The following is a 23,482-nucleotide window of genomic DNA, read 5'->3' as shown; positions in this document are numbered from 1 at the left end:
TTTTCCATTGAATTCGATTGCATCCTGTGAGCTATGAAAATTCGTTCCTTTACCTGCGTCCTGTTTATTTTGGCCTTGACGTTCCGGATAGGCGCTCAGGCCCAGAACACCCTGCCTAACGTCACCCGCGACCTGTTGAACCAGGGACCGTATTTCCGGGCTTCCAACTACGACATCACCCCGATTTACACCATGCCCGGCCCGGAAGGCCGCATCCTCGGGTATCCGTACCTGGATACGGCATTCGCCAAAACCACCGTGACGTTTTACCAGAACATGGCAAAACCGGGCAATCAACCCATTCTGGAAATCACGGACGTTCCCGTGCGGTATAATTTGCAGGCCAATGACCTCGAATTCCGGGTCGATGCCAAAACCGTCAAGGCCATCAGCGGAGAGCGCGTGAAGCAGTTTAGCCTGGAACGCAACGGCCAGACCACCCGGTTTGTCAATGCCACCGAAGTCGGCGCGCCCGTCGATGTCCGGGGTTTCTTCGAACAGGTGGGCGACGGCAAACTGAAGCTGCTCATCCGGCACCAGATCTACGTCAAGAAACCGACGTACAACGCGGCCCTGAGCACGGGTTCCAAAGACACCGAACTGATTCGGGAAGCCATCTGGTACACCAGCGACGGCAAAACATTAACGAAGCTTTCACCCAGCCGGAAAAGCCTGCTCAGCGTCATGCAGGACAAAGAAGACCGCATCAGCGCGTACCTGAAAGACCGAAAACCGGATTTGAAAAACCGGGAAGCGCTGACCGAACTATTTGCCTATTATAATTCGCTTTGAGTGGCGGCCAATCCGGTTTTAATCCAACTTTGCGCGTAACTTGCGGCCGATTCTCACGTTACTAACCTAACATAGCTTTCTCCCATGAAAAGTCGGCGTTCGTTTCTCCGCCTGAGTGCGCTTCCTCTCCTGAACCTGGGCCTTGACCGGTTTTCGTTGTTTTCATCAAACCGGGTTGCCGGTCAACCGATTGTGGTGTCGACCTGGGACAGCGGAAAAATTGCCAACGGCGCAGCCTGGCCCTTGCTGCAAGGCGGAGGCAAAGCCATCGACGCCGTCGAACAGGCCGGTATCGCCATCGAAAACGACATCAATTGCTGCGTCGGCCTGGGCGGCAACCCCGACCGCGACGGACGCGTGACGCTGGACTCCTGCATCATGGACGACCGGTTCAACTGCGGATCGGTGGCCTTTCTGGAGCGGATCAAACACCCGGTTTCGGTGGCTCGGAAAGTGATGGACACCACGCCCCACGTCATGCTCGTCGGCGAAGGTGCCCAGCAGTTTGCCGTTGCCAACGGCTTCCCGCTCGAATCCGGCAAACTCTCGGCCGATGCTGATAAAAGCTACAAACAATGGCTCAAAAAATCGGAGTATAAACCGGTGATCAACATCGAGAACCAGAAACCGGCCGGTTCGAAGGACAAAAAAGCGGTTGCGCCCAACAAGCTCGACAACGGCGACCCGAATCACGACACGATGGGCACCGTCGCCCTCGATGCCGCCGGAAACCTCTCAGGCATGTGTACAACCAGCGGCATGGGCTTCAAGATGCGCGGCCGCGTTGGCGATTCGCCCATCATCGGCGCGGGGCTATACGTGGATAATGAGGTCGGCGCGGTTACCTGCTCGGGCCAGGGCGAAGAGGTGATCCGGATGTGCGGGTCGCATCTGGTTGTGGAATTCATGCGGCAGGGTCTGAACCCAAAAGAAGCCTGTCGCCGGGCCGTTGAGCGCATCGTCAAACGCGACCCCGTGCGGGCCAAAGAGTTTCAGGTCGGTTTTATCGCCCTCAACCGCCAGGGCGAAGTCGGGGCGTTTGCGGTACAGAAAGGATTCAGCTACACGGTTACATCGGCCACGATTTCGGGAACGGTTTATCAGGCCGAAAGCTATTTTAGCTAATCGAAGGGCTTTTTTCCCTACCTTTGTGCCTTCAAATTCTGACCCGATCCAACGTGTCTTCTATTCTTCGAATTGCATTACAAAAGTCCGGGCGACTGAGCGAGGATTCGTACCAGTTGTTCAAAGAGTGCGGGATCCGGTTCGACTACGGCACCGGCAAACTGAAATCCGTTTCGTCGAATTTCCCCGCCGAGTTTCTTTTTCTGCGCGACGATGATATTCCGGGTTACGTCGAAGACGGCGTGGCCGATCTGGGGATTGTCGGGGAAAACGTGGCTGTGGAGTCCACGCATCAGGTCGAAACTGTCCATCGGCTCGGTTTTTCGAAATGCCGGTTGTCGCTGGCCATTCCGCGCGGCACCGAATGGCATGGCATTCAGGACTTGCAGGGCAAAAGCATTGCGACCTCCTACCCGCGCATTTTGGGTAATTACCTCCAGGAACAGCAGGTGACGGCCGACATCCACGAAATCAGCGGGTCGGTGGAAATTGCCCCCGGCATCGGCCTGGCCGAAGCCATTTGCGACATCGTCAGTTCGGGCAGCACGCTACTAAGCAACGGCCTGAAGGAAGTCGAAGTCATTTTCCGCTCCGAAGCCATCCTGATTGCCCGGCCTACTCTGGAAGCCGACAAGCAAACGCTTCTCGACAAATTGTTGTTTCGGATTAAAGCCGTCCAGGCGGCCAAGAATAACAAGTACATCGTCCTGAATGCCCCGAACGCTGCCCTCGACCAGATCAAATCGTTGCTACCGGGCATGAAAAGCCCGACCGTGACGCCCCTGGCGACGGAAGGCTGGAGTTCGGTCCATTCGGTCATTAACGAGAACGATTTCTGGGAAAACATCGAAGCCATCCGTTCTGCCGGTGCGCAGGGTATTCTGGTTATCCCGATTGAAAAAATGATTTATTGATTGGGGACGGGGTTAGAGTTTACAGTTTTTCGGTATACTGTTTTCAGTTTATAGTTTACGGTTTATAGTTTATGGTCTAACATTAATGCAACTTATTGAAAATTAACTAGTTACCAGTAAACTAAAAACTATAAATCGTAAACTACGAATTATTCTCTTTCGTCTAAAAAAATGCAACTCATTTCTTTTCCGCCCCGCCACGAATGGCCCGATTTGCTGGCTCGGCCCGTGCAGTCGACGGAAGCGATTGAACAGGCCGTCGCACCCATTCTGGCACAGGTCCGCCGGGACGGTGACCAGGCGTTGGCTGACTTGTCGGCGAAGTTCGATAAAATCACGTACACCGGCCAGCCCGTTCCGGCATCGGCGTTTGCTGAAGCGGAAACCCTCTTGTCGGCTGAGCTAAAAACCGCCATTCAGCTGGCTTATCGGAATATCCGGATATTTCACGAAGCCCAGCGTCAGCCCGTCGAGAAAATTGAAACCATGCCAGGCGTGACCTGCTGGCGTCGGAGTGTGGGCATCGAGAAGGTCGGTTTGTACATACCGGGCGGCACAGCGCCCCTGTTCAGCACGGTTCTGATGCTGGGCATTCCGGCCCAACTGGCGGGTTGCCGGGAGGTGATTCTCTGCACGCCCAGCGACCACCCGGCCATTCTGTACGCGGCTCAGTTGGTGGGCGTTACGAAGGTGTTTCGGGTTGGAGGGGCGCAGGCCATTGCGGCTATGGCGTACGGAACGCGATCCATTCCGAAAGTGTACAAAATTTTCGGACCGGGAAATCAGTACGTGACGGCGGCCAAGATGCTGATTGCCAAGGAAGGCATGGCCATCGACATGCCTGCGGGTCCGTCGGAAGTCGCCATTTACGCCGACCATACCGCCATCCCGGCGTTTGTAGCCGCCGATCTGCTCTCCCAGGCCGAACACGGTGCCGACAGCCAGGTGCTGCTGGTCACGACCGACAAACACGTATTGACAGCAGTTCATATTGCCCTGATCAGCCAACTGGAGCGCCTGCCCCGGCACGAGCTGGCGTCGAAGGCCATTCACAACAGCAAGGCCATCCTGGTGGAAACCAAGGACGACGCCATCGACCTACTGAATGCCTATGCCGCCGAACACCTGATTCTGAGCGTGGAAAATGCCGAAACCGTGGCTGAACGGATCACGAATGCCGGGTCGATTTTCCTGGGCAACTACACCCCCGAATCGGCGGGCGATTATGCTTCCGGCACCAACCACACCCTGCCGACCAACGGATTTGCCCGGGCCTACAGTGGCGTTTCGCTGGATAGTTTCGTTAAGAAAATCACCGTGCAATCCATTTCTGCCGAGGGGATTCGGGCGCTGGGGCCGACGATTGAAGCGATGGCCGAAGCCGAATCGTTGGAAGCCCACAAACACGCGGTCAGTCTGCGGCTGGCGAGTTTGCACGAAAACCATTCGGCGTAATTTTGTTAACTTGCTGGAAAGATACGGTTATGGAAAAGCTCACCATCGAAATTGCGCCCCCCGAAGACAAGGCTTTGCTGCTTGCACTGTTGCCGAAGTTCAATGCCCGGGTGATTGATCAAAAGCCGCAGGAAGAGCTTAAATCGGCTTTTCTTGAAATCGCTGAGCAAATTGCCGCGCAGGGTGGTATTACGTCCATTGAAGACCCATCGGAGTGGCAACGTGAAATTAGGAACTTAACTTGCTGAAAAAGCGTGTGCACCATGAGCCAGTTGTTGATTGAGATCGATTCACCCGAGGATGAGGCCCTTTTGCTTTCGCTGGTTTCCAGACTGAATGGACGGATTCTTGAGAAAAAAGAAAACCCTCATCCCTCTTTAAAGGCGGTTTTGGAAGAACTAGCAAAGAGCGGTATTGCCGAAAAATATGGCAATGACCCGTCTGCCTGGCAACGTGAAATTCGTAAAGACCGGCCCCTGCCGGGACGAGAAGAATGATTGTCGATACGAACGTAGTGATTTATTCCATCAGACCGGAATTTGAGATGCTTCGCGATTACCTGGACGCCAACAGATCCAGACTGCGGGTTTCTCAGATCATAAAGATTGAAACGTTAGGCTATCATAAGTTGACCACCGAGGACAGGATCAAATTTGAAGTCTTTTTTCAAATCGTTCCGTCTTTTTCACTTTCTGAACAGATCATTAACGAGGCCATCCGTCTCCGGCAACAACGCAAACGGTCACTGGGCGATGCCATCATTGCCGCCACCGCCTTGCTGCACCAGCTACCGCTGCTGACCAACAACACCGCCGATTTTGCCGACATGGACGGTTTGCAGCTCATTTCCTTACAATCGATTCGTTAAGTTTTGTTTTTATGTTCAATCTCAATACCCTCCTCCGCCCCCACATCCTGACGCTAACCCCCTACTCCTCGGCCCGTGACGAGTACACCGGCAAACAGGGCGTGTTTCTGGATGCCAACGAAAACCCGTTTGGTTCAACACTGGACGAAGCCACCCTGGACGGGACGGTTTTGGAGGACAATTTTAACCGCTACCCCGACCCGCACCAGCAGGCCATCAAACAACGGCTGGCCCCGATCAAGGGCGTGCGTCCGACGCAGATTTTCATCGGCAACGGCTCCGACGAACCCATCGATCTGCTCGTTCGGGCCACCTGCGTACCGGGTCAGGATTCGATTTTGATTGTGCCGCCCACCTACGGGATGTACGAGGTGAGCGCGGCCATCAACGACGTGGCGCTGATTAAAGTCCCGCTCACGCCGGATTTTCAACTGGACGTTCCGGCGGTTTTGGCGGCCATTCAGCCCCGGACGAAACTGCTGTTCGTCTGCTCCCCCAACAACCCAACGGGCAATCTGATCAACCAAAATGACATTCTAACGCTGCTAGATCGCTTCCCGGGACTTGTCGTGGTCGATGAAGCTTACATCGATTTCGCCAAAACGCAATCGTTCACGGCTTTGCTGGATCAGTACCCGAATCTGGTCGTGCTGCAAACGTTCTCGAAAGCCTGGGGCCTGGCGGCTTTACGTTCGGGCATGTGCTTTGCCTCCGAAGCGCTCATTCAGGTGCTCGACAAAATAAAACCGCCCTACAACATCAGCGGCCCGACGCAGCAATTGTTGGTACAAGCCCTGAAAAACGTCGCCGGGAAAGACCAGATGGTGGCCCACATTTTGGCCCAGCGCGAACAATTAATCCGAAATCTGCTCAATTTACCGCTGGTTCGGCACGTTTACCCATCAGACGCCAACTTCGTTCTGGTCCGGTTCGACGATCCGAAAGCAGTTTTCGACTACCTGATCGGCCAGCAAATTATCGTGCGCGACCGGCATCGGGTGAAACTCTGCGAAGGTTGCCTGCGCATCACGGTGGGAACCGAATCGGAGAATGAACAGTTGTTGGCGATATTAACTGCGTACGCAAACCAGGTACCCACAACCGTTTAAATCTCCTTTCAGCTCTATGAAACGTTTATCGTTGCTCTTCTTTTTTTTATTGATTGGCTTGACAATTACCGAAAAAGCCCAGGCACAAACCAACAACTGGGCCGTCGGCTTTCGCATCGGCGAACCAGCAGGCATTAATGTCCGGAAATATTTTGGGGATAATCACGCCTTCGATCTGAACATCGGCACTTACGGCGGGATTTACGGCAACCGGCGCAGTTACCGGAAAGGTATTTACAAAAACGTCGGCCTGAGCGTCCAGGGGCATTACCTGTGGCACGGGGGCATCGGAAAGTCTGAATCGCTGCACTACTACTACGGTTTTGGCGGTCAATTGAACAGCCGCCGGTATTACTCCGACCGGTTTAGCACCGTGAACGCCTACGACAACACCATTTCGGTCGGTGGTTCGGGCGTGGCCGGTCTGGAATACTTTCTGCCCAACAAACCGTTTTCGATCTTCCTGGAAACCGGTGCTTACGTTGAAGTCATTCCCGCGCCGTTCTTCCTCGGTTTTCAATCCGGGCTGGGCGTGCGGTTGAATTTATAAGTTAAGGCTGTATCGCAGAATTAAGCGGAGAAGAAAAGAGTTAAGCGGAGATTTTTTTAAAATTACTCCGCTTAACTCTGATAACCTCCGCTCAACCGCCGGGCGGCCCCGTCCGCGAAACAGCTTTCACCTTCTTCCCAGTATGTTCAAAATCTTCAGTTCATCCGCCGGATCGGGGAAAACGTACACCCTGACGAAAGAGTACCTCAAACTGGCCCTGTGCGACCGGACTGAACTGGGTAAAGCCTTTGAAGCCCACCAGTTCCGGAACATTCTGGCGGTGACGTTTACGAATGCGGCAGCCCGCGACATGAAGGACCGGATTCTGGACCAGCTTCAGAAAATTGCGGCCGGTAATCTCAACTCCCAGCTTACCGAACTCGCCCGCGAACTCGGCATCGAATCCACCGAGCTTCAGGGCCGGGCCCGGGCGACGTTCCACGCCATTCTGCACGATTATTCGTCGTTTTCGGTGCTGACCATCGACAGCTTCGTGCAGCGCGTCGTAACGGCCTTTACCGACGACCTGGAATTGCCGTACAGCTTTGAGGTAGAAATGGACACGGCGGTGGTGCTGCAAACGGCCATCGACCGGTTGCTCGAAAAAGTCGGGCAGGAAGATCACCCCTACCTGTCGGAAGCCCTGGAAGAATTTTACCTCGAAAATGCCTCGGACGGCAAAAGCTGGTACAGCCTGGCCGAAACCCTGGCGGAGTTTTCGCAGGGACAGTTGGGCGACCGGAATTACGATTTTGTCCAGAAACTGAATGAACTTAACCCGGAGCACTTCCGGACCATCCGGCGAAACCTGCGCGAGAAAAACCGGCAAATCGAAGAACAAATCCGGCAGCTAGCCCTGGAAGGCCACCAACTGATTCAACAAGCCGGTTTGCCCGACAATGCCTTCTACCAGGGCCGCAGCGGGGTGGCGGTTTATTTCCGAAAACGGGCTACCGACCTGAATTTCCAGGACGACCCCAACTCCTACGTTCGGAAAGCCATCGAGGAGGATGTCTGGTATACGGGTGGCAAAAAACGACTCCCCGAGCACGACTACATCGACGGTATCAAGGACACGTTGCGCGAGTACATCGGGCAAATCGAGGAAATCCGGCAACAAAACCGGCAACGCTACCAGACCTTCGGAGCCATCGAGCAGCATCTGCAGAAAGTAGCGCTGCTAAAACAGATCCAGCAGGAATGCGACGAACTGCTGCGTGAACAAAACCGCATTCACATTTCGGAATTCAACCGACTGATTGTGAAGGTAGTGACGAGCGAACCGGTACCGTTTATCTACGAACGGCTGGGCGAAAAGTTTCACCACATCCTGATCGACGAATTCCAGGATACATCAAAGCTTCAGTTTGTCAACCTTTTACCCTTATTAGACAACAACTTAGCCTATCAGCGGTTCAACCTGGCCGTAGGCGATGCCAAACAGGCGATCTACCGGTTTCGGGGGGGCGACATGGACCAGATCGTGGCCTTGCACAGCGGCAAACTCGATCCTCTGCTGGCAGCCCATGATGCGGCCGACATGACGTTTGAGCGATTATCGGGTTTGCAATCCCACCTCCAGCCCGACCGGCTGGCGACCAACTGGCGGAGCGCCGAGTCCATCGTGGAGTTCAACAACAGCTTTTTTCATTTTCTGGCCGGTTTTTACGCCGACACCGAATTTCAGAAGGTGACCGAAGTCTTCGACGAAGAATTTCGGCAAAATTCCGCCAAGGCGGGCATTCAGGGGCATGTTCAACTTGATTTCATCGAAAAACCGGACCGGTTTGCGAAACCGGCCGATGAGGATGGGCCGGATTTTACGACCCAGATGGTCGAACGGACGCTCGAACTGATTCAGAAATCCGTGGCCGACGGGTATGCCTACAGCGATATTGCGGTGTTGTGCCGGTTCAAGAAAAACGCCCGACGGATTGCCGATTACCTTGAAGCCAACGACATCCCGCTGACTTCCGAAGACTCGTTGACGCTGCAATCCTCGGAGCGGGTGCGGTTTCTGGTGTCGCTCCTGCAACTGCTGCACCAGCCCGAAAACCGCATGGTGCGCTACGACATGCTGTTTCTGTACACCCGGCTCATCAACCCCGACCGGCCCAACGCCGAGTTGATGGAGTTCATGGACGAGATGGCGAAGGCCGAGGACATCGAACGAATTTTTAGCCTGATTTCGAAGATCGACAAAGCACCCCTCGACCCGGACCTGCTGCAACAACTGAGTTTATACGAACTGGCCGAAAAGCTGGCGGATTATTTCGATTTGTACGATCATGAGCGGGATAGTGCCTACCTGTTCCGGTTTATGGACGAGGTGCTCAGTTACACCAGCCGGTACAGCAGCCATTTGTCCGACTTTCTGACCTACTGGCAAACCGCTCAGGAAAAAGTCTCCGTCAGCGCCCCGCCCGACCAGGACGCCGTGACCATTCAGACAATTCACAAGTCAAAAGGGCTGGAATACCCCGTCGTGATTATCCCCTTCGCCGACTGGTCGTTCAAACCACGCAACAACGAGACGATGTGGGCCGATCTGGGCTCGCTCGGCGAACTGGAGGAACTGACGGTTCCGGGAAGTACCCGTACGGAAAGCCGCCGGTTGCAAACCGCCACGATCACCCTGCGGAAAGACCTGGACGATACGCCCCTGTCGGCCCAGTACCGGGACGAACTCTACCGCACCTTCGTCGAGTGTATGAATCTGGTGTATGTGGCCTTCACTCGCCCGACCGACCGGCTCTACATCATCGCGGCCAAACAGGACTATTCACCCAACAAAGAGGAAGGGTTTAAAAACGCGGGCGGCATCGATTTCTGGCTATACACCTACCTCAACGACCTGCGCGGCAATTGCTGTTGGGACGACGAAAAACGGAGCTACAGCCTGTACGATTATCTCACCAAACCGGCCGGAAACCACGAAACCGCAAACAACAGCATCCCTTTTTCGGTATTCATGAATAACCGGGAAGGCTCCCGCCCGCTCCGGCTCCGGCGCATCGAGCGGACGTTCGACCCGGTGGTTTTCGAGAAAAACCGGGCCTGGTGGCAGAAAGTCTGCACGGCCCTGACGATGATTCAAACGCCGGATGATGTGGAGAAAACCGTACTTCGGCTCGTGGCCGAAGGGCAGCTCCGGGCGTCGGAGCAAGACGCCTTGCGCTCAGCCCTGGGTACGTTGCTGAGCCATCCGGACCTCCGCCCGTTGTTCGAACCCGCTCACCGGGCCGACCAAAACCGCCGGATTCTGGTCAATAAGGGGCCGGACTCCAACCCACAGCGCAGCGGCCCGAATCGCGTGGTGTATTTTCCGGAGAAAATCGTTCTGGTCAGTTACCTGACCGAAGCACCGGACGAATCACAACGGGCCAAAATGCAGTCGTTTCTAAAATTGTACCGCCAGATGGGCCATTCGGAAACTGAAGGCTGGCTGGTAACGGTACCGGATGCCGGTATTTTGAAAATCAACTAATTGACTCAACGCATGACGAAGTATTCTTTGTGGTTAATTTGCCTGTTTGTCTCGGTCCGGATCGGACTGGCGCAGGAGTACCCGATTACGGCCGTTCCGCTCTCGAACGTCAGGGTTCAATCCGGTTTCTGGTACGACTGGATGGAAAAAGCCCGCACTGTGACGATTCCGCATGCATTTCAGAAGTTTACCGAATATGGCAAGTTCGACAATTTTGCCGTAGCCGGGGGCTTGAAAAAAGGCACCTTCAACGGCATTCGCTTCGACGAATCGGATGTGTACAAGGTGATGGAAGGAGCTGCCTATTCGCTCCAAAACCGCTACGACCCTAAACTGGACCGCTACCTCGACAGCCTGATTACGCTCATCGGAGCTGCCCAGGAACCCGACGGTTATCTGTACACAATCCGCACGATTTTCAAGGACAGCACCGGTTTAAAAGACTGGATTGCCGGGCCTTACCGCTATTCGTTCGAAAACGGGAGTCACGAACTTTATAACGTTGGCCATCTCTACGAAGCCGCCATTGCGCACTTTCAGGCGACCGGTAAGCGGGCATTTCTGGATATCGCCATCAAAAACGCCAACCACCTGGTCAAGACCATCGGTCCGAAACCGGGCCAGTTGGTGGTGGTGCCGGGCCATGAAGAAATCGAAATTGCCCTGGTCAAATTGTACCGGGTGACAGGCAACAAACGCTACGTGGACCTAGCCCGGTTTATGGTCGATATGCGTGGGCGGTCCGACAAACGCCCCTTGTTTCTGGATGCCCACAACCTCGGTCCGGCTTATTTTCAGGATCATAAACCGGTCGTCCAGCAAACCGAAGCCGTGGGGCACGCGGTCCGGGCGCAATACCTCTACGCCGGGTTGACCGACCTGGCGGCTCTGCAAAACGATCAGGCCATCCGGGAGGCCGTGATGAAAATATGGCAGGATGCCACCACCCGCAAACAATACGTCACGGGGGGCGTGGGCGCGCGCGAAAACGGTGAAGCTTTCGATGATCCGTACGTGCTGCCCAACGATGCGGCTTATGCCGAAACCTGCGCGGCCGTCGCCAACCTGCTCTGGAACCACCGGCTGTTTTTGCTAACCGGCGATGCAAAGTACATGGACGTTTTTGAACGGGTGTTGTACAACGGTTTTCTGGGCGGGGTCTCGCTGGAAGGCAACAAATTTTTCTACGTCAACCCGATGTCGTCGAACGGCAAGCGGGACTTTGGCAACGGCGAACCGGCCAAGCGGTCACCCTGGTTTGGAGTCAATTGCTGCCCGAGCAACGTCGCCCGGCTTTTGCCGTCGTTGCCTGGTTATATTTACGCCCTTCGCAACAACGAACTGTTTGTCAACCTGTTCACCGACAGCCAGACCGAGGTGACGATGAACGGAACGGCGGTGACGATTCAGCAGCAGACCCAATACCCCTGGGAGGGCGCCATCAAACTGGGCGTTTCGCCGAAGAAAGCCATCGCCTTTCCGGTCCTGATCCGGATTCCGGGCTGGGCCCGCAACCACCCCATGCCGGGTGATTTATACCGATACGCAACTGCCCGGCCGACGGGTGTCAAGCTGACCGTCAATGGCCAGACCGTTCCGGTGGTGCTCGAAAATGGCTACGCGAAACTGTTCCGGACCTGGAAACCGGGCGATGTTGTCACTCTGACCCTTGATATGCCTATTCGGGAGGTACTAGCCAACGAAAAAGTAAAGGCCGATCAGGGAAAAGTTTCCATTGAACGCGGGCCGGTGGTCTACTGCGCCGAGGGGGTTGACAATGACGGTAAAGCCCTGAGTCTCACCCACGCTACTAATCAATCCTATAGCCCAGAGTACCGCAAAGAATTGCTGGGGGGGGTCATGATCTTGAAAACCGCCGGATCCAAACCGATGACCCTGATTCCGTACTATGCCTGGAATAATCGGGGGGCTACGGAGATGACGGTCTGGTTCGGGCAACTTGCCAAATAAATCGGTCATGAAAAATAGACGCGCTATTTTTCAAACATGACCGAATAATAATAGGAATTTCGCTTAGACGTAAGGCTCGTTGAAAAGTAACGCTCCGGACGTTACTTTTTTTGTAAGTAGTTGCAGAGGACTACCGACCGAGTGGAAAGCTCGAAACTTCCTGCGTTTTTATCGCGTTCAGAACAGGAATCTTTTCGCCTATGAAGGTCATTGTCCGGGAGCCGCCCGAATCGCTCCGTCTGTTCGTGGATAAATTCTGGTACACTTCGGCCGATCAATTCGATCAGCAGACAAGCGCACGAACGCGGATTGGTGGAGTTGCAGTATTTCCGGGCCTAAGCGACCCGATTCTGCCATTACGGTTTCAAAAAGCTGAAGGAACGGTTTTGGTAGTAGGGCAATTCCAGTTGTTGTTCCATCTTCGCGAACGACTGATAGGGCGCGTTGGCAATCAGGGCATTCGTGAGCCAAACCGGAATTCCCCCACCCGGATCGACCTGAAAGGTATACGCAATCCGTAAGCGATTGAGGCCCACTTCCTGCACCACCCACTTCGAACGCCAGAGCGGCACCCGCACCCGGCCGGGTTGATCGGCAACGCGGCCGGGTACATTGTTGGCAGAAATGACCAGTTGCCGGGCATTGTCATCCCATTCCGCCTTCATGTGCATCACCACCTCGCGGTCGGAAGCGGGCCAGGGGATGTCCAGGGCGTGGTAATAGTACAATTCCCGATCGTTTAGACGCTGAATAATGTAGGCTTCGGCCACGCGGTCCATGATTTCCGGATAGTGCTCGATCCCGGTCACAAAGGCCACCACTTGTGCCAGTGTCCCTCGGATTTCGCAGGTTACCCTGACTTCTTTTACTTTCGAGTCCGCTACCTGACGCGAATATACCTGAATGCCCTTCTTATCTTTTTCCAGCTTCCACGGAGTCGGGGCACGGTCTGACTCCTGCCCCAATCCGATACCGGGCAGCACTAGCCACCAGACCAACGCCAGTACAGGCTTTTTTTGCCACTTCATCATATAAAAAACCGGTGGGTAAGCAATTTTTCAGACTGACTAAGCAACACGCCAGACCCTTACGGTCGTAGCGACTTCTCGGCTTTTTCGGCAACTTTCTGGTTCTCTTTCTCGGCTTCGAGCTTTAAGCGCCGGTTTTGCTGTTCAAAGACCCGGAACAGCACGATGAAATACGCCAGCAGCAACGGCCCAATCACTAACCCCAAAATCCCAAAAACCGGCACGCCAAGTACAATACCGGTCAGGGTGATGAACGGATGGACATCGCCCATGCGCTTGGCTAACATCACCCGCAACAGGTTATCGACGTTGATGATGACCACCGCTCCCACGGCCAGAATACCGATGCCGCTTCCGGTTTCGCCCTGCGAAATCATAATAAGACCAGCCGGCCCCCAAACGATGGGCGTTCCGAGAATCGGAATGAAGGCGAAGAAAAAGGCCACCGTACCCCAGAAAGCCGCGTCGGGCACGCCAAAAATCCAGAGCGTCAGCCCCGTCAGAACGGCCTGAACCAATGACACCAGCGCCTGCCCCAGGATGTTGGCGTTGACCATGTTTTTCAGATCCTCGCCGAGTTCCTTCAACGTGCCGTTTTCGAAGGGCAAATACTTGTTCAGGCCTTTCAGGAATTTTTCTTCTTCCATGAAAATAAAGTACAAACCCACGTACAGCAAGCCCAGCGAAATGACCACATCCAGCGTGCCGCTCAGCACCGACGGAAATTGCCGACTGGCAAAACCGGCGCCCTGCTGCACCAGGTTTTTGATGTTGGCCTGATCGGTCAATTGTATCCCGGTGGCTTTTTCCAGTTTCTCGATCAATTGCAGAATCTGGCCGGTGTTCTGGCTGTAGTATTGTATCCGGTTGATTAGCAACAGACTCAGTGCCATAAATGGCATGATAATCACGACAATGGAAAACAGAATCAGCAGAATGGTAACTAGCAGTCGGTTCCACTTGCGCTTGTGAACCAGGTTGTTAAACCAGGGGCGAAAAATCACGTAAACAATTCCGGAGCCGAGCAACGCGATGGTGTATTGCCTGAGCCCGACCAGGATAAAACCGGCGATGATAATCAGACTGACAATCAGGAGAACGCGTTGCTGTTTGGGGGTGTAGATGGTAGCCATATAACGTTTGATAAGACAAGCTACGGTATAAACTCGATTTGCCGCGCGTATTGTTTACACAAGTCCGAAATGAGGCTTTTTTTCGACCGAAAAAGCATCTTTTCTGCTCGGTCAGCACTCGGTGGCGCTCAGAGCCAGTCCCGCTTCGGAGGTCTCCTTGTATTTGGTCGACATGTCGCGCCCGGTGGCTTTCATGACCTTGATGACGGCGTCCAGCGAGATTTTCTGGTTGGCGGGCGTTCCGGCCGTCGCTAGCAGAAACGCATTGTAGGCTTTGACAGCCCCCATCGCGTTCCGTTCGATGCACGGAATCTGGACATAGCCTCCGATGGGGTCGCAGGTCATACCCAGGTGATGTTCGATGCCGATTTCGGCGGCAGCTTCCACGGCTTCGATCGGTTTCCCGGCACAATAGGTCAGAAAAGCCGCTCCCATCGCCGAAGCCGTGCCGATTTCGCCCATACAACCCATCTCCGCCCCCGAAATACTGGCGTTGTGTTTGACCAGAAAACCGACGGCGGCTGCCGCCCACATGCCTTTCCGCAGTGTGGCTTTGTCGTAATGAAAATGATGCCGGGCCAGGTAGGTTAGCCCCGGAATGACGCCGGATGCGCCCGAAGTTGGGGCTGTCACGACAATGCCGCCAGCCGCGTTTTCTTCCGATGCCGCCAGGCAATACGCATTCAGGAAAATTAAAAAACTATCCGACGACTGCACCAGGCCCCGCGCCTGCTGGTACAAAACCGGCGCTTTCCGGCGCAGTTTGATCGATCCGGGCAAGGTGCCGGTATGCCGCAGTCCGCGCCGGACGGCTTTGTGCATAAAGTCCATAATCAGGTCGATGCGTTGGTTAATTTCCTTCGCCGGGCGGCCCGTCAGGGCCATTTCGTTCGCCAGCATCAATTGCTCCAGCGTCAGGGCGTGAACGGTCAGCTGGTTTTTCAATTCCTTCATGGTCTGGTACGGATACGGAAGGTTGGCCGACGACGGTTCGGCGGTCTCCTCCCCTTTCCGGACGATAAAGCCCCCGCCAATCGAGTAGTATTCTTCGGAAAAAACCGGCTTTCCGCCCGAAGTCAGTTCGAAAACCACCGTGTTGGCAAACGGCGAATCGTATTTTTTTCGCTCAAAATGAATATGTTCCGGTTTGAGCGCAACGGTTTTTTCGCCAATCTGTACCGGATAAGAAGTCGTCGGATCTTTCAGTAAGGCCAGCAAAGCCACCGGATCGGTCGATTCGGGTTGCCAGCCGAGCAAGCCCGCTACCACGGCCCGGTCGGTGCCGTGGCCCTTGCCCGTGGCGCTTAGCGAACCGTATAGATGCACCTGAATGGCATTGGCTTCCTGGCGAATCGATTCGGGCAATTGCCGAATCCGCTGCAAAAAGTCAAAAGCCGCTTTCATCGGGCCGATCGTATGCGAACTCGACGGCCCCGGCCCGACTTTGAACAAATCAAAAATTGAGGTGGTAATGGGCGAATTATTCATAAACTGTATAAAGCAATGCTGATGAAGTTGTATCTTTCTGATCCGTTTCCGGACCCTGTTCCCGAATTCCGACTGACGGTTGAACCATTTCCTGAACCAAATGAGACGATTGGTACTGCCAGCTCTGGTGCTGTCGGCTGCGCTGTTTACGGCGACGCAATTCACCTCCCCTAACCCACCTGAAATTACTACTTCCCGCGAGTGGTCCGAATACCTCGGTGGCCCCGACCGCAACCATTACTCTCCGCTCGATCAGATCAACGCTTCGAACGTCAGCAAATTACAAATTGCCTGGGAATATCACTCGAAAGATTCCGGCCAGGTCCAGTGCAACCCCATCATCGTCGAGGGCACGCTGTACGGCGTCACGGCATCGAATCAGATTTTTGCGCTCGATGCCGCGACGGGACAGGAGAAATGGCGGTTTGCCGAATCCAGCCGGGGCGGGGTCAACACGCTCCGGGGAGTGACCTACTGGCGCGATAAAGAGGATCAACGAATTTTGTTTGCCTCCGGCCCCTCGCTCTGCGCTGTCGATGCCCGCACGGGCGTGCTGATTCCCGGTTTTGGCACCAACGGAAAAGCCAGCCTGAAAGCCGGGTTGGGTCCGATGGCCGTGGATAAATTCGTGATTTCCAACACACCCGGCACGGTTTTCGGCGATCTGATCATTATGCCGCTGCGGCTTTCGGAAGCATCGGATGCTGCCCCGGGCTACATCCAGGCGTTCAACGTCCGGACGGGGCAAATTGCCTGGGTGTTCCGGACCATCCCCAATCCCGGCGAATACGGCTACGACACCTGGCCGAAGGATACCTATAAAAACACCAACGTGGGCGGGGCCAACAACTGGTCGGGCATGTCGATCGACCGGAAGCGCGGCATTGTGTACGTGCCGACCGGTTCGGCGGCTTTCGACTTTTACGGGGGAAACCGCAAAGGGCAGAACCTGTTTGCCAACTGCCTGCTGGCGCTGGATGCCAAAACCGGCAAACGGCTCTGGCACTTCCAGTTTGTTCACCACGACATCTGGGACCGCGACCTTCCCGCACCACCCAATCTTGTGACACTTCGGATGAACGGCAAAACCGTCGACGCCGTGGCCCAGGTGACCAAATCGGGCCATGTGTTTGTGTTTGACCGCGTCACCGGCAAACCGTTGTTCCCGATTCGGGAAGTGCCTTACCCCAAATCCGATTTGCCCGACGAACCGACCTGGCCCACGCAACCCGTGCCGACCAAACCGGCTCCCTTTGCCCGCCAGACCATCACCGAAGCCGATTTGAACCCGTATGCCGAAAACCGGGATTCGCTCGTTGCCACCTTCCGGCGTTCGAAAACCGGCCCGTTTCAGCCGTTGGGCAAAACGCCGACGCTCGTTTATCCCGGCCTGGATGGCGGTGCTGAATGGGGTGGAGCCGCCGTCGATCCGGACGGGATTATGTACGTGAATGCCAACGAAATGGCCTGGCTGCTGAGCCTGCGGGATACGCCCAAAGACGAAGAACTGGCGCACCTAAGCCCCGGCGAACGGCTGTATACGGTGAACTGCTCGGTTTGCCACCGCCCCGATCGCAAAGGCAATCCGACCAGCGGCTACCCTTCACTCGTGGGCATCGGCCAACGTCGGGATCGTGACTACGTTCACAAGCTCATTGGCAGCGGTAAAGGCATGATGCCCGGCTTTACGCGCCTGTCGGAAATGGAAAAACAGACGCTGACCGCCTTTTTGTTCGGCGACGAAAAAGTGGAAGCAACCTCCACCAAGCCCGGCAAAAAAGAACCCTACGTCCCCTACAAATTCAATGGCTACACGAAATTTCTGGACAACAAGGGGTACCCTGGCATTCGTCCGCCCTGGGGTACACTGACGGCCATCGACCTCAATACCGGCGAACACCTGTGGCAAAAACCGTTCGGCGAATTGAAAGAACTGACGGCCAAAGGCATTCCACCCACCGGGGCTGAGAGCTACGGTGGCCCCGTCGTGACGGCCAGCGGACTGCTGTTTATTGCCGCCAGCAAAGACGGCATGTTCCGGGTGATCGACAAGAAAACCGGCAACGTCCTCTGGCAAACCGAACTCCCGGCCGCCGGGTATGCCACGCCCAGCACCTACGAAGTCAACGGCAAACAGTACATCGTCATCGCCTGCGGAGGAACCAAATTAGGGACGAAGAAGGGCGATAGTTACGTAGCGTTTGCGCTGCCGTGAAAAGTTTCGGAACCTGGATTACGCAGATTCAAGGATTAACCAGGATATAAAAGACTGCGGTAGCCATCCCAGTTAATCTTTTAATCCGTGTAATCCAAGTTCAGGACGGTTAATCCTTGAATCTGCGTAATCCCAGTTCAAGACGATATTCCCCCGGCGTTTGTCCGGTTCGTTGCTTGAAAACCTTGTTGAAGTGCGAGAGGTTGTTAAAACCGCTCTCGAAACAGACCTCGCCAATGCTACGGTCGCCCGTCAGGAGCTTGCGGGCCTGCGTAATCCGGAATTCGTTGACGAAATCGGTGAAGGTCATCTGCGTCATTTTTTTGAAATACCGGCAAAACGCCGGAACCGTCAGGTTGGCCAGCGAAGCCACCTGCCCAATCGCAATGGGCTGGGCAAAATGGCCTTCGACAAACCTATAAATCCGGTTGATGCGCTCCTGTTCGCGTCCGTTCAGGTCAAGCCCAATCTCCTGTGTGTTCAGTACCTGGTATTCCGTTGAAACGGCGAGTTGCTGAAAAATTGCCAATAGGTTCAGCATCCGTTCGAACGGCGGTAGGCTCACCAGTGCGGCCACCTGCGGTCCTACCCGGCGCTTAGTCTCACCGTAAAATGAAAGCCCGCCGTGTGCCCGGGTAAACAGCCGCCGAATGGCTGCCAATTCCGGTTTTTGCAGAAAAACCTTTCCCAAAAAATCCTCCCGCAACTGCACGACAATTTCCTCAAACTCCCCGACAATACCATGACTGAAATTTAGATGCGGCAGGTTCGGCCCCAAAAACACCAGTTCACCGTCTTCGTACGTCGACACATGGTGGCCGATGTGCCGTTTGCCCCGGCCACGCGGCACATAGACGATCTCATGCTCGGGATGATAATGCCAGTAAACCCAGCAACTGTTCGGTTCGGTATGGTGCATCAGGCGGAACGAACTTCCGAACTCTGGGTCTATTTTTTCAAATTGAGGCTTCATTTTCTTTAAAATCAGTCCCCAATTAACACAAACGACCCTAATCATTCAAAGATTAGATCAATATAGCATCGAAATCAGGCAATGAGACTAAAAATTTACTCAAAAAACCGCCTTACTTTTGCTCTACCTTAGTCATTGCACATCATGAACATCAGTATCGACGAAAAATCGTCTTCCACACCGTCCATTTTCCGAACTCTATTCGTTTTTTTTACCAACCGGCAGGCCCGGGCCGTCGGGCTGGTCTTCACGACCGAGAGCCTGCTCCTGGGCGGTTGGGTGGCGCACATTCCTTATGTGAAGGAGAAACTAGCCCTGACCGATGCGGGGTTGGGCCTGGTTTTGTTTGGCATGCCCGCCGGATTACTGCTCATGAATCCGTTTACGGGCTGGATAATCGCCCGGCTGGGAGCCGCCCGCACCTGTTTCGTGAGTGCGCTGTTTCTGTGCCTGAGCGCTCTGATTCCGATCAATGCTCCGACGGTTCTGCTGATGGCCCTGGGGCTTTTTCTGGTCGGGCTGAGTGCCGCTTTGCTCAACGTGGCCATGAATACGAGCGCAGCCGATGTCGAGCGTGAGCACAACATCCTGATCATGTCGTCGTGCCACGGCATGTGGAGCCTGGGCGGGATGATCGGTTCGCTGCTGGCCGGAACGCTGATTGCGCTGCACGTCAGCCCATCGGTGCACATGCTGGGTGTTTCGCTGGCCTTGCTGGGGCTAACGTTTGTCCTGCGGCCCATCCTGGCTTCCATTCCCGCCCAACCGGCCACCGAATCGTCGGCGGCATTTGTTCGCCCGAACATGATGTTGCTGCTGATGATCATCATCGGCGTAAGTCTGGCCCTCGGCGAAGGGGCCGCCCTCGACTGGAGCGCCGTCTACCTCCACGAATCCACGGGGGCCTCGGGGCAACTGGCGGCTTTGGGCTTTGGCGCTTTTTCGCTGGCCATGACGCTCGGCCGCTTTATGGGCGATGCCATTATTCCCCGGCTGGGGGCTCGCCGGATTTTGGGTTACGGCAGTCTGGTGGCGTCGGCTGGTTTATTGCTGGCGCTGCTGGTTCCGGCTCCCCTGGTGGCGCTGGCCGGTTTTGCACTGCTCGGGGCAGGTTGTTCACTGGGTGCCCCAATTCTGTACAAGGCTTCGATGGGCGTACCGGGCATTCCGGCGGCTACGGGTCTGGCTACCTTTGCCACGTTCAGTTTTGTCGGTTTCTTGGCCGGACCACCCATCATCGGTTTTGTAGCGGAAGCGTACGGACTCACCTACGGTCTGGGTCTGGTTGTGGTCGTGCTGCTGCTGTCGGCGGTTTTAACGCGCAAATTAACCCTATGATTGCTCACCTGGCTATCTGGACCTGCGACCCGGAGAATAATCGAATTGAAATCACGATATGAATACAATACGTATGAAAGCCGCTATTTTTGACATGGATGGTGTGATTGTCGACACCAATCCGCACCACCGCCTGGCCTGGCGTCAGTACTTCGAGCGCTACGGAAAACCGCTCTCCGACGAGGATTTTGTTCAGTACGTGTCGGGCAAACACAACGACGATATCATCCGCCATCTGTTTCCCGACCGGGTGCTGTCCCCGGCAGAATCGAAACAGCTTGCTGCTGAAAAAGAAGCCTTGTTCCGCGCGTTGTATTTGCCCGAGATCAAGCCGGTCGACGGACTGCCCGAATTTCTGCAACTGCTGCGGAAAACCGGCATCCTGACGGCGGTCGGCACTTCGGCCCCGGCCGAGAACCTGGATTTTGTGATGGATGCGCTGCAGTTGCGGCCTTATTTTGACGTCTTGCTCGATGAAAGCAAGGTCAGCCGCCCCAAACCGGACCCCGAAATCTACCGGAAAGCGATGGAACTACTCGGCGTCGAACCGCAGCAGAGCATCATTTTCGAAGATTCGACAACCGGCATCCGGGCCGCCAAAGCCGCCGGAGCCTACGTGGTCGGGCTGGCAACAACGGAATCAGCAGCCGGACTGCTCAGCGTCGGAGCTGACGAAGTGATCCGGGACTTTACCGAACTGACACCGTCCCGGTTTCAGACGTTGCGTTCCCGCTCGATTTCTGCCTGATCGCCCGACAGATTATCACCGGTCCACGCCCTCGTGGACCGGTAATGGATTAAACTATTCAGCCAACGTTATTTCTACCACGCCCAGGTTCGCTTTTTCGCCGTATTTATTGATGGCCTCTGCCTGCGGTAATTTAACCAGGCTGTATTTTTTATTGGTAAGCCGGACGGTTTGATTCAACGCGACCGGTGCTCCGTCAACCACCACATAGCTTACTTTATTCAGGAAGGAAAAAGTACCGCTTCCTTTAAAGTTTTGCGTGTTGAGGTTCACTTTTACATCATTTCCCTTCATGTACAGCTCATTATTTTCCGCCGACCAGAATAATTCCGAGGCATAGAACGTACCAACGATTTTTTTAGAATCCCATTTGGGGATTGTCTGGTTCGATTCAATGGGCCTCATCATTTCCCTGATCCTGTTCCCGGCGACAACCTGGTTAATCTGGCTGTTGAACGGAGTCAGTACGTGGGGTTTTGCCAACAGGCTGGTGGAGTCAAATGCCAGTGCCGAGCCAGTCAGCAGCAAGGCACCTACCGTGTTTACCTTTTTCATCGTATCGCTATGCGTTGTTTGTTTACTCACTATGATGCGATTCGTTGAAAAGGTGGCAGGGACAGGTGCGGTATTTGTCCTTTTTTTTGCCGGATTCTGGTGGTGGGGTAGCTCACGCTCCAACAGCACAGCCGGACGCTCAGCCGCCACCGGAGCCCGCCTGGACTGATTAGCCGTCAACTGTACGACGGGAACAAGGGCCAGATTGAGAACCAGAGCCAGGCCGGCCAGGTCAGTCTTCAGGAAAAATTCAGGAACGGCGAAAACCGGTTTGGCGAATGGGATATGCTTAAACCCGACGGTGTCCATCACCAATGATTGCCGGGGTTGTATCTCAAAATCGTGTAACCGTTTGCGGAACAGCTGATCGATACGCCCAAATCGGTCAGGAAGCAGAAACAGCAGCAGAAAGCGCTTCCATCTACTTTTTTCGTGTACGTTGTTTTGAAGGATTTCCCGAATTTTCTTTCGGGCTCTGGCCAGATGCGACTTGGAAGTACCTTCGCTAATGCCAAGTTCGGCCCCAATTTGAGCATGCGTGAAGCCATCAACGACGTATAGATTAAACACGAGTCGATGGTGCTCCGGCAACAGGTTAATTGCCTCTACCAGTTCAGCTTCTGAGAATGGACGTTCCTGCGGGCCATCGAGTTCCCCGGGAAACTCAACGGAGGGCATCTCATATGCAATCCGGTCCTGGTGGTCCTTTTGTCTTTTTTGCTCCCGGAAGTATTGAAGAGCCCGGTTGACGACAATACGCCGTAACCAGGCTTCAAAGGCACCTTTGTTTTCAAAACTCGCCGATTTATCGATCGCAACCAGAAAAGCATCGTGCGCCAGGTCCTCGGCAACTTGCCGATCGTAGGTATATCGATAGCAAACGCCAATCATTTTGGCAATGCTCTGCCGGTACGTAACCTCCCAAAATTGCTTCATTACATCATTCATCGTGCTAATGATGCTTTTTTGTCAAAGGGTGGCAGTTCGCTAGGTATAAATTGCTTCCGTACCAACAAATTTTCCGCCAGCGCGTGTCAATCACGACTTCCCCGGACAGATTTGTAGCCGTCTTAAACAACCTGGCTGTTTGAAGTGTCATCAGGCTTTTTCACCACCGGGTCGCCGACCGGGTCGCCGGGCAGTACCAAAACCGCATCGCCCAGCCGAATCCAGCCGCCCCGGACAACACGGGCCGTCATGCCGCCGTGGCCGCGCATGGCGTTGTAGCCCCCCGGTCCCAAATTGGTCTCCATCCGGGAGCAGGGATGACATTGGCCGGTAATTTCGAGGATGACCGATTCGCCAATCTGAATGGTCTGCTCTTTCAGCGCCAGCAAATTCAGCCCCGAAACCACCATATTTCTCCGCAGCAAACCGGGATCGAGAACGTCGTGACCGGTCATGGCAGCTACCCCCGGCAGGTGCTCGGCCTGAATCAACGTCACGTGCCGGTTGCCACTCCGACCGCTGTAATGATCGCCGACCAAACCGTTTTTTTCCGATACCTCTACCTCCGTTACGGTTTTCACCGGCTCATTCCGAACCGGTCGGATGCTGATCCACTCGATACGCCCTGGTCTGGGAAAATTTCCCAATAACTGCTTGAATTGTCCTTCCACCTTTTCCTGAATTTGCCCAGGCCGAAGATAAAGCTTTCGTTGGAATACCCCAACCGCCTTGCAGGCCCGAACATCCGGCGTCCGGAATTAAAACCCGGTTTTCCGGCAGTAGCT

20 protein-coding genes are annotated in these 23,482 nt (G+C 54.8%); 14 read left to right on the top strand and 6 right to left on the bottom strand.

The genetic code is table 11. From position 1 onward, the window contains the following. Positions 1-33 precede the first annotated feature (33 nt). The 11 genes from ACO2Q8_RS08160 (at position 34) to ACO2Q8_RS08110 (ending at position 12,271) form a co-directional block, all read left to right on the top strand. Entirely contained in the window at positions 34-792 is a 759-nt protein-coding gene (locus tag ACO2Q8_RS08160) for a hypothetical protein (protein ID WP_423344298.1), read from the top strand. 84 nt (positions 793-876) lie between these two features. Beyond that, positions 877-1,917, top strand: a complete 1,041-nt coding sequence (locus ACO2Q8_RS08155; RefSeq protein ID WP_423344297.1) for an isoaspartyl peptidase/L-asparaginase family protein — start codon at positions 877-879, stop codon at positions 1,915-1,917. A gap of 53 nt (positions 1,918-1,970) precedes the next feature. Then, positions 1,971-2,831, top strand: coding sequence for an ATP phosphoribosyltransferase (gene hisG, locus ACO2Q8_RS08150; RefSeq protein WP_423344296.1), 861 nt, complete (start codon positions 1,971-1,973; stop codon positions 2,829-2,831). A 171-nt stretch (positions 2,832-3,002) separates the two neighbouring features. Then, positions 3,003-4,286 carry a histidinol dehydrogenase gene (hisD, locus tag ACO2Q8_RS08145; RefSeq protein ID WP_423344295.1) on the top strand — a complete coding sequence of 428 codons (1,284 nt, stop codon included), beginning with the start codon at positions 3,003-3,005 and terminating at the stop codon, positions 4,284-4,286. A gap of 29 nt (positions 4,287-4,315) precedes the next feature. After that, on the top strand, positions 4,316-4,534 hold the full coding sequence (locus ACO2Q8_RS08140) for a hypothetical protein (RefSeq protein ID WP_423344294.1): 219 nt from the start codon (positions 4,316-4,318) through the stop codon (positions 4,532-4,534). Between the two features lie 15 nt (positions 4,535-4,549). Then, on the top strand, positions 4,550-4,783 hold the full coding sequence (locus ACO2Q8_RS08135; RefSeq protein ID WP_423344293.1) for a hypothetical protein: 234 nt from the start codon (positions 4,550-4,552) through the stop codon (positions 4,781-4,783). Between the two features lie 47 nt (positions 4,784-4,830). Next, positions 4,831-5,154, top strand: coding sequence for a type II toxin-antitoxin system VapC family toxin (locus ACO2Q8_RS08130; protein WP_423344292.1), 324 nt, complete (start codon positions 4,831-4,833; stop codon positions 5,152-5,154). A gap of 11 nt (positions 5,155-5,165) precedes the next feature. Beyond that, on the top strand, positions 5,166-6,263 hold the full coding sequence (gene hisC, locus ACO2Q8_RS08125) for a histidinol-phosphate transaminase (RefSeq protein ID WP_423344291.1): 1,098 nt from the start codon (positions 5,166-5,168) through the stop codon (positions 6,261-6,263). A gap of 16 nt (positions 6,264-6,279) precedes the next feature. Continuing rightward, complete coding sequence (locus ACO2Q8_RS08120; RefSeq protein WP_423344290.1) at positions 6,280-6,813, top strand: hypothetical protein; 534 nt, start codon at positions 6,280-6,282, stop codon at positions 6,811-6,813. A gap of 142 nt (positions 6,814-6,955) precedes the next feature. After that, entirely contained in the window at positions 6,956-10,300 is a 3,345-nt protein-coding gene (locus ACO2Q8_RS08115; RefSeq protein ID WP_423344289.1) for a UvrD-helicase domain-containing protein, read from the top strand. A gap of 12 nt (positions 10,301-10,312) precedes the next feature. Further along, positions 10,313-12,271 (top strand): glycoside hydrolase family 127 protein, encoded by a 1,959-nt coding sequence (locus tag ACO2Q8_RS08110; RefSeq protein ID WP_423344288.1) that lies wholly within the window; start codon positions 10,313-10,315, stop codon positions 12,269-12,271. A 356-nt stretch (positions 12,272-12,627) separates the two neighbouring features. Here ACO2Q8_RS08110 and ACO2Q8_RS08105 read toward each other — a convergent pair whose 3' ends face one another. The 3 genes from ACO2Q8_RS08105 to ACO2Q8_RS08095 all read right to left on the bottom strand — a co-directional run bounded on the left by ACO2Q8_RS08105 (position 12,628) and on the right by ACO2Q8_RS08095 (position 15,920). Next, positions 12,628-13,302 (bottom strand): START domain-containing protein, encoded by a 675-nt coding sequence (locus ACO2Q8_RS08105; protein ID WP_423344287.1) that lies wholly within the window; start codon positions 13,300-13,302, stop codon positions 12,628-12,630. A gap of 56 nt (positions 13,303-13,358) precedes the next feature. Next, entirely contained in the window at positions 13,359-14,432 is a 1,074-nt protein-coding gene (locus ACO2Q8_RS08100) for an AI-2E family transporter (protein ID WP_423344286.1), read from the bottom strand. A 111-nt stretch (positions 14,433-14,543) separates the two neighbouring features. Next, positions 14,544-15,920, bottom strand: a complete 1,377-nt coding sequence (locus ACO2Q8_RS08095) for an L-serine ammonia-lyase (RefSeq protein ID WP_423344285.1) — start codon at positions 15,918-15,920, stop codon at positions 14,544-14,546. A gap of 100 nt (positions 15,921-16,020) precedes the next feature. Here ACO2Q8_RS08095 and ACO2Q8_RS08090 point away from each other — a divergent pair, with 100 nt between their 5' ends. After that, positions 16,021-18,135: a PQQ-binding-like beta-propeller repeat protein gene (locus ACO2Q8_RS08090; RefSeq protein WP_423344284.1), complete on the top strand. Its 2,115-nt coding sequence runs from the start codon at positions 16,021-16,023 to the stop codon at positions 18,133-18,135. Between the two features lie 109 nt (positions 18,136-18,244). Here ACO2Q8_RS08090 and ACO2Q8_RS08085 read toward each other — a convergent pair whose 3' ends face one another. Continuing rightward, positions 18,245-19,108: an AraC family transcriptional regulator gene (locus ACO2Q8_RS08085; protein ID WP_423344283.1), complete on the bottom strand. Its 864-nt coding sequence runs from the start codon at positions 19,106-19,108 to the stop codon at positions 18,245-18,247. 144 nt (positions 19,109-19,252) lie between these two features. On the opposite strand from ACO2Q8_RS08085, the gene ACO2Q8_RS08080 reads away from it, so the two are divergent. Both ACO2Q8_RS08080 and ACO2Q8_RS08075 read left to right on the top strand, forming a co-directional pair. Beyond that, on the top strand, positions 19,253-20,446 hold the full coding sequence (locus ACO2Q8_RS08080) for an MFS transporter (protein WP_423344282.1): 1,194 nt from the start codon (positions 19,253-19,255) through the stop codon (positions 20,444-20,446). Positions 20,447-20,504: 58 nt separating this feature from the next. Next, entirely contained in the window at positions 20,505-21,194 is a 690-nt protein-coding gene (locus ACO2Q8_RS08075) for an HAD family hydrolase (protein WP_423344281.1), read from the top strand. A 54-nt stretch (positions 21,195-21,248) separates the two neighbouring features. Here the strand turns inward: ACO2Q8_RS08075 and ACO2Q8_RS08070 are convergent, their stop codons facing one another. Both ACO2Q8_RS08070 and ACO2Q8_RS08065 read right to left on the bottom strand, forming a co-directional pair. After that, positions 21,249-22,697, bottom strand: coding sequence for an RNA polymerase sigma factor (locus tag ACO2Q8_RS08070; protein WP_423344280.1), 1,449 nt, complete (start codon positions 22,695-22,697; stop codon positions 21,249-21,251). A gap of 122 nt (positions 22,698-22,819) precedes the next feature. Then, positions 22,820-23,368, bottom strand: coding sequence for an MOSC domain-containing protein (locus tag ACO2Q8_RS08065; RefSeq protein WP_423344279.1), 549 nt, complete (start codon positions 23,366-23,368; stop codon positions 22,820-22,822). Positions 23,369-23,482: the final 114 nt, after the last annotated feature.

Source organism: Larkinella sp. VNQ87, from assembly GCF_049445795.1.
Taxonomy (GTDB): Bacteria; Bacteroidota; Bacteroidia; order Cytophagales; family Spirosomataceae; genus Larkinella.
This window is presented reverse-complemented; position numbering and strand designations above follow the sequence as displayed.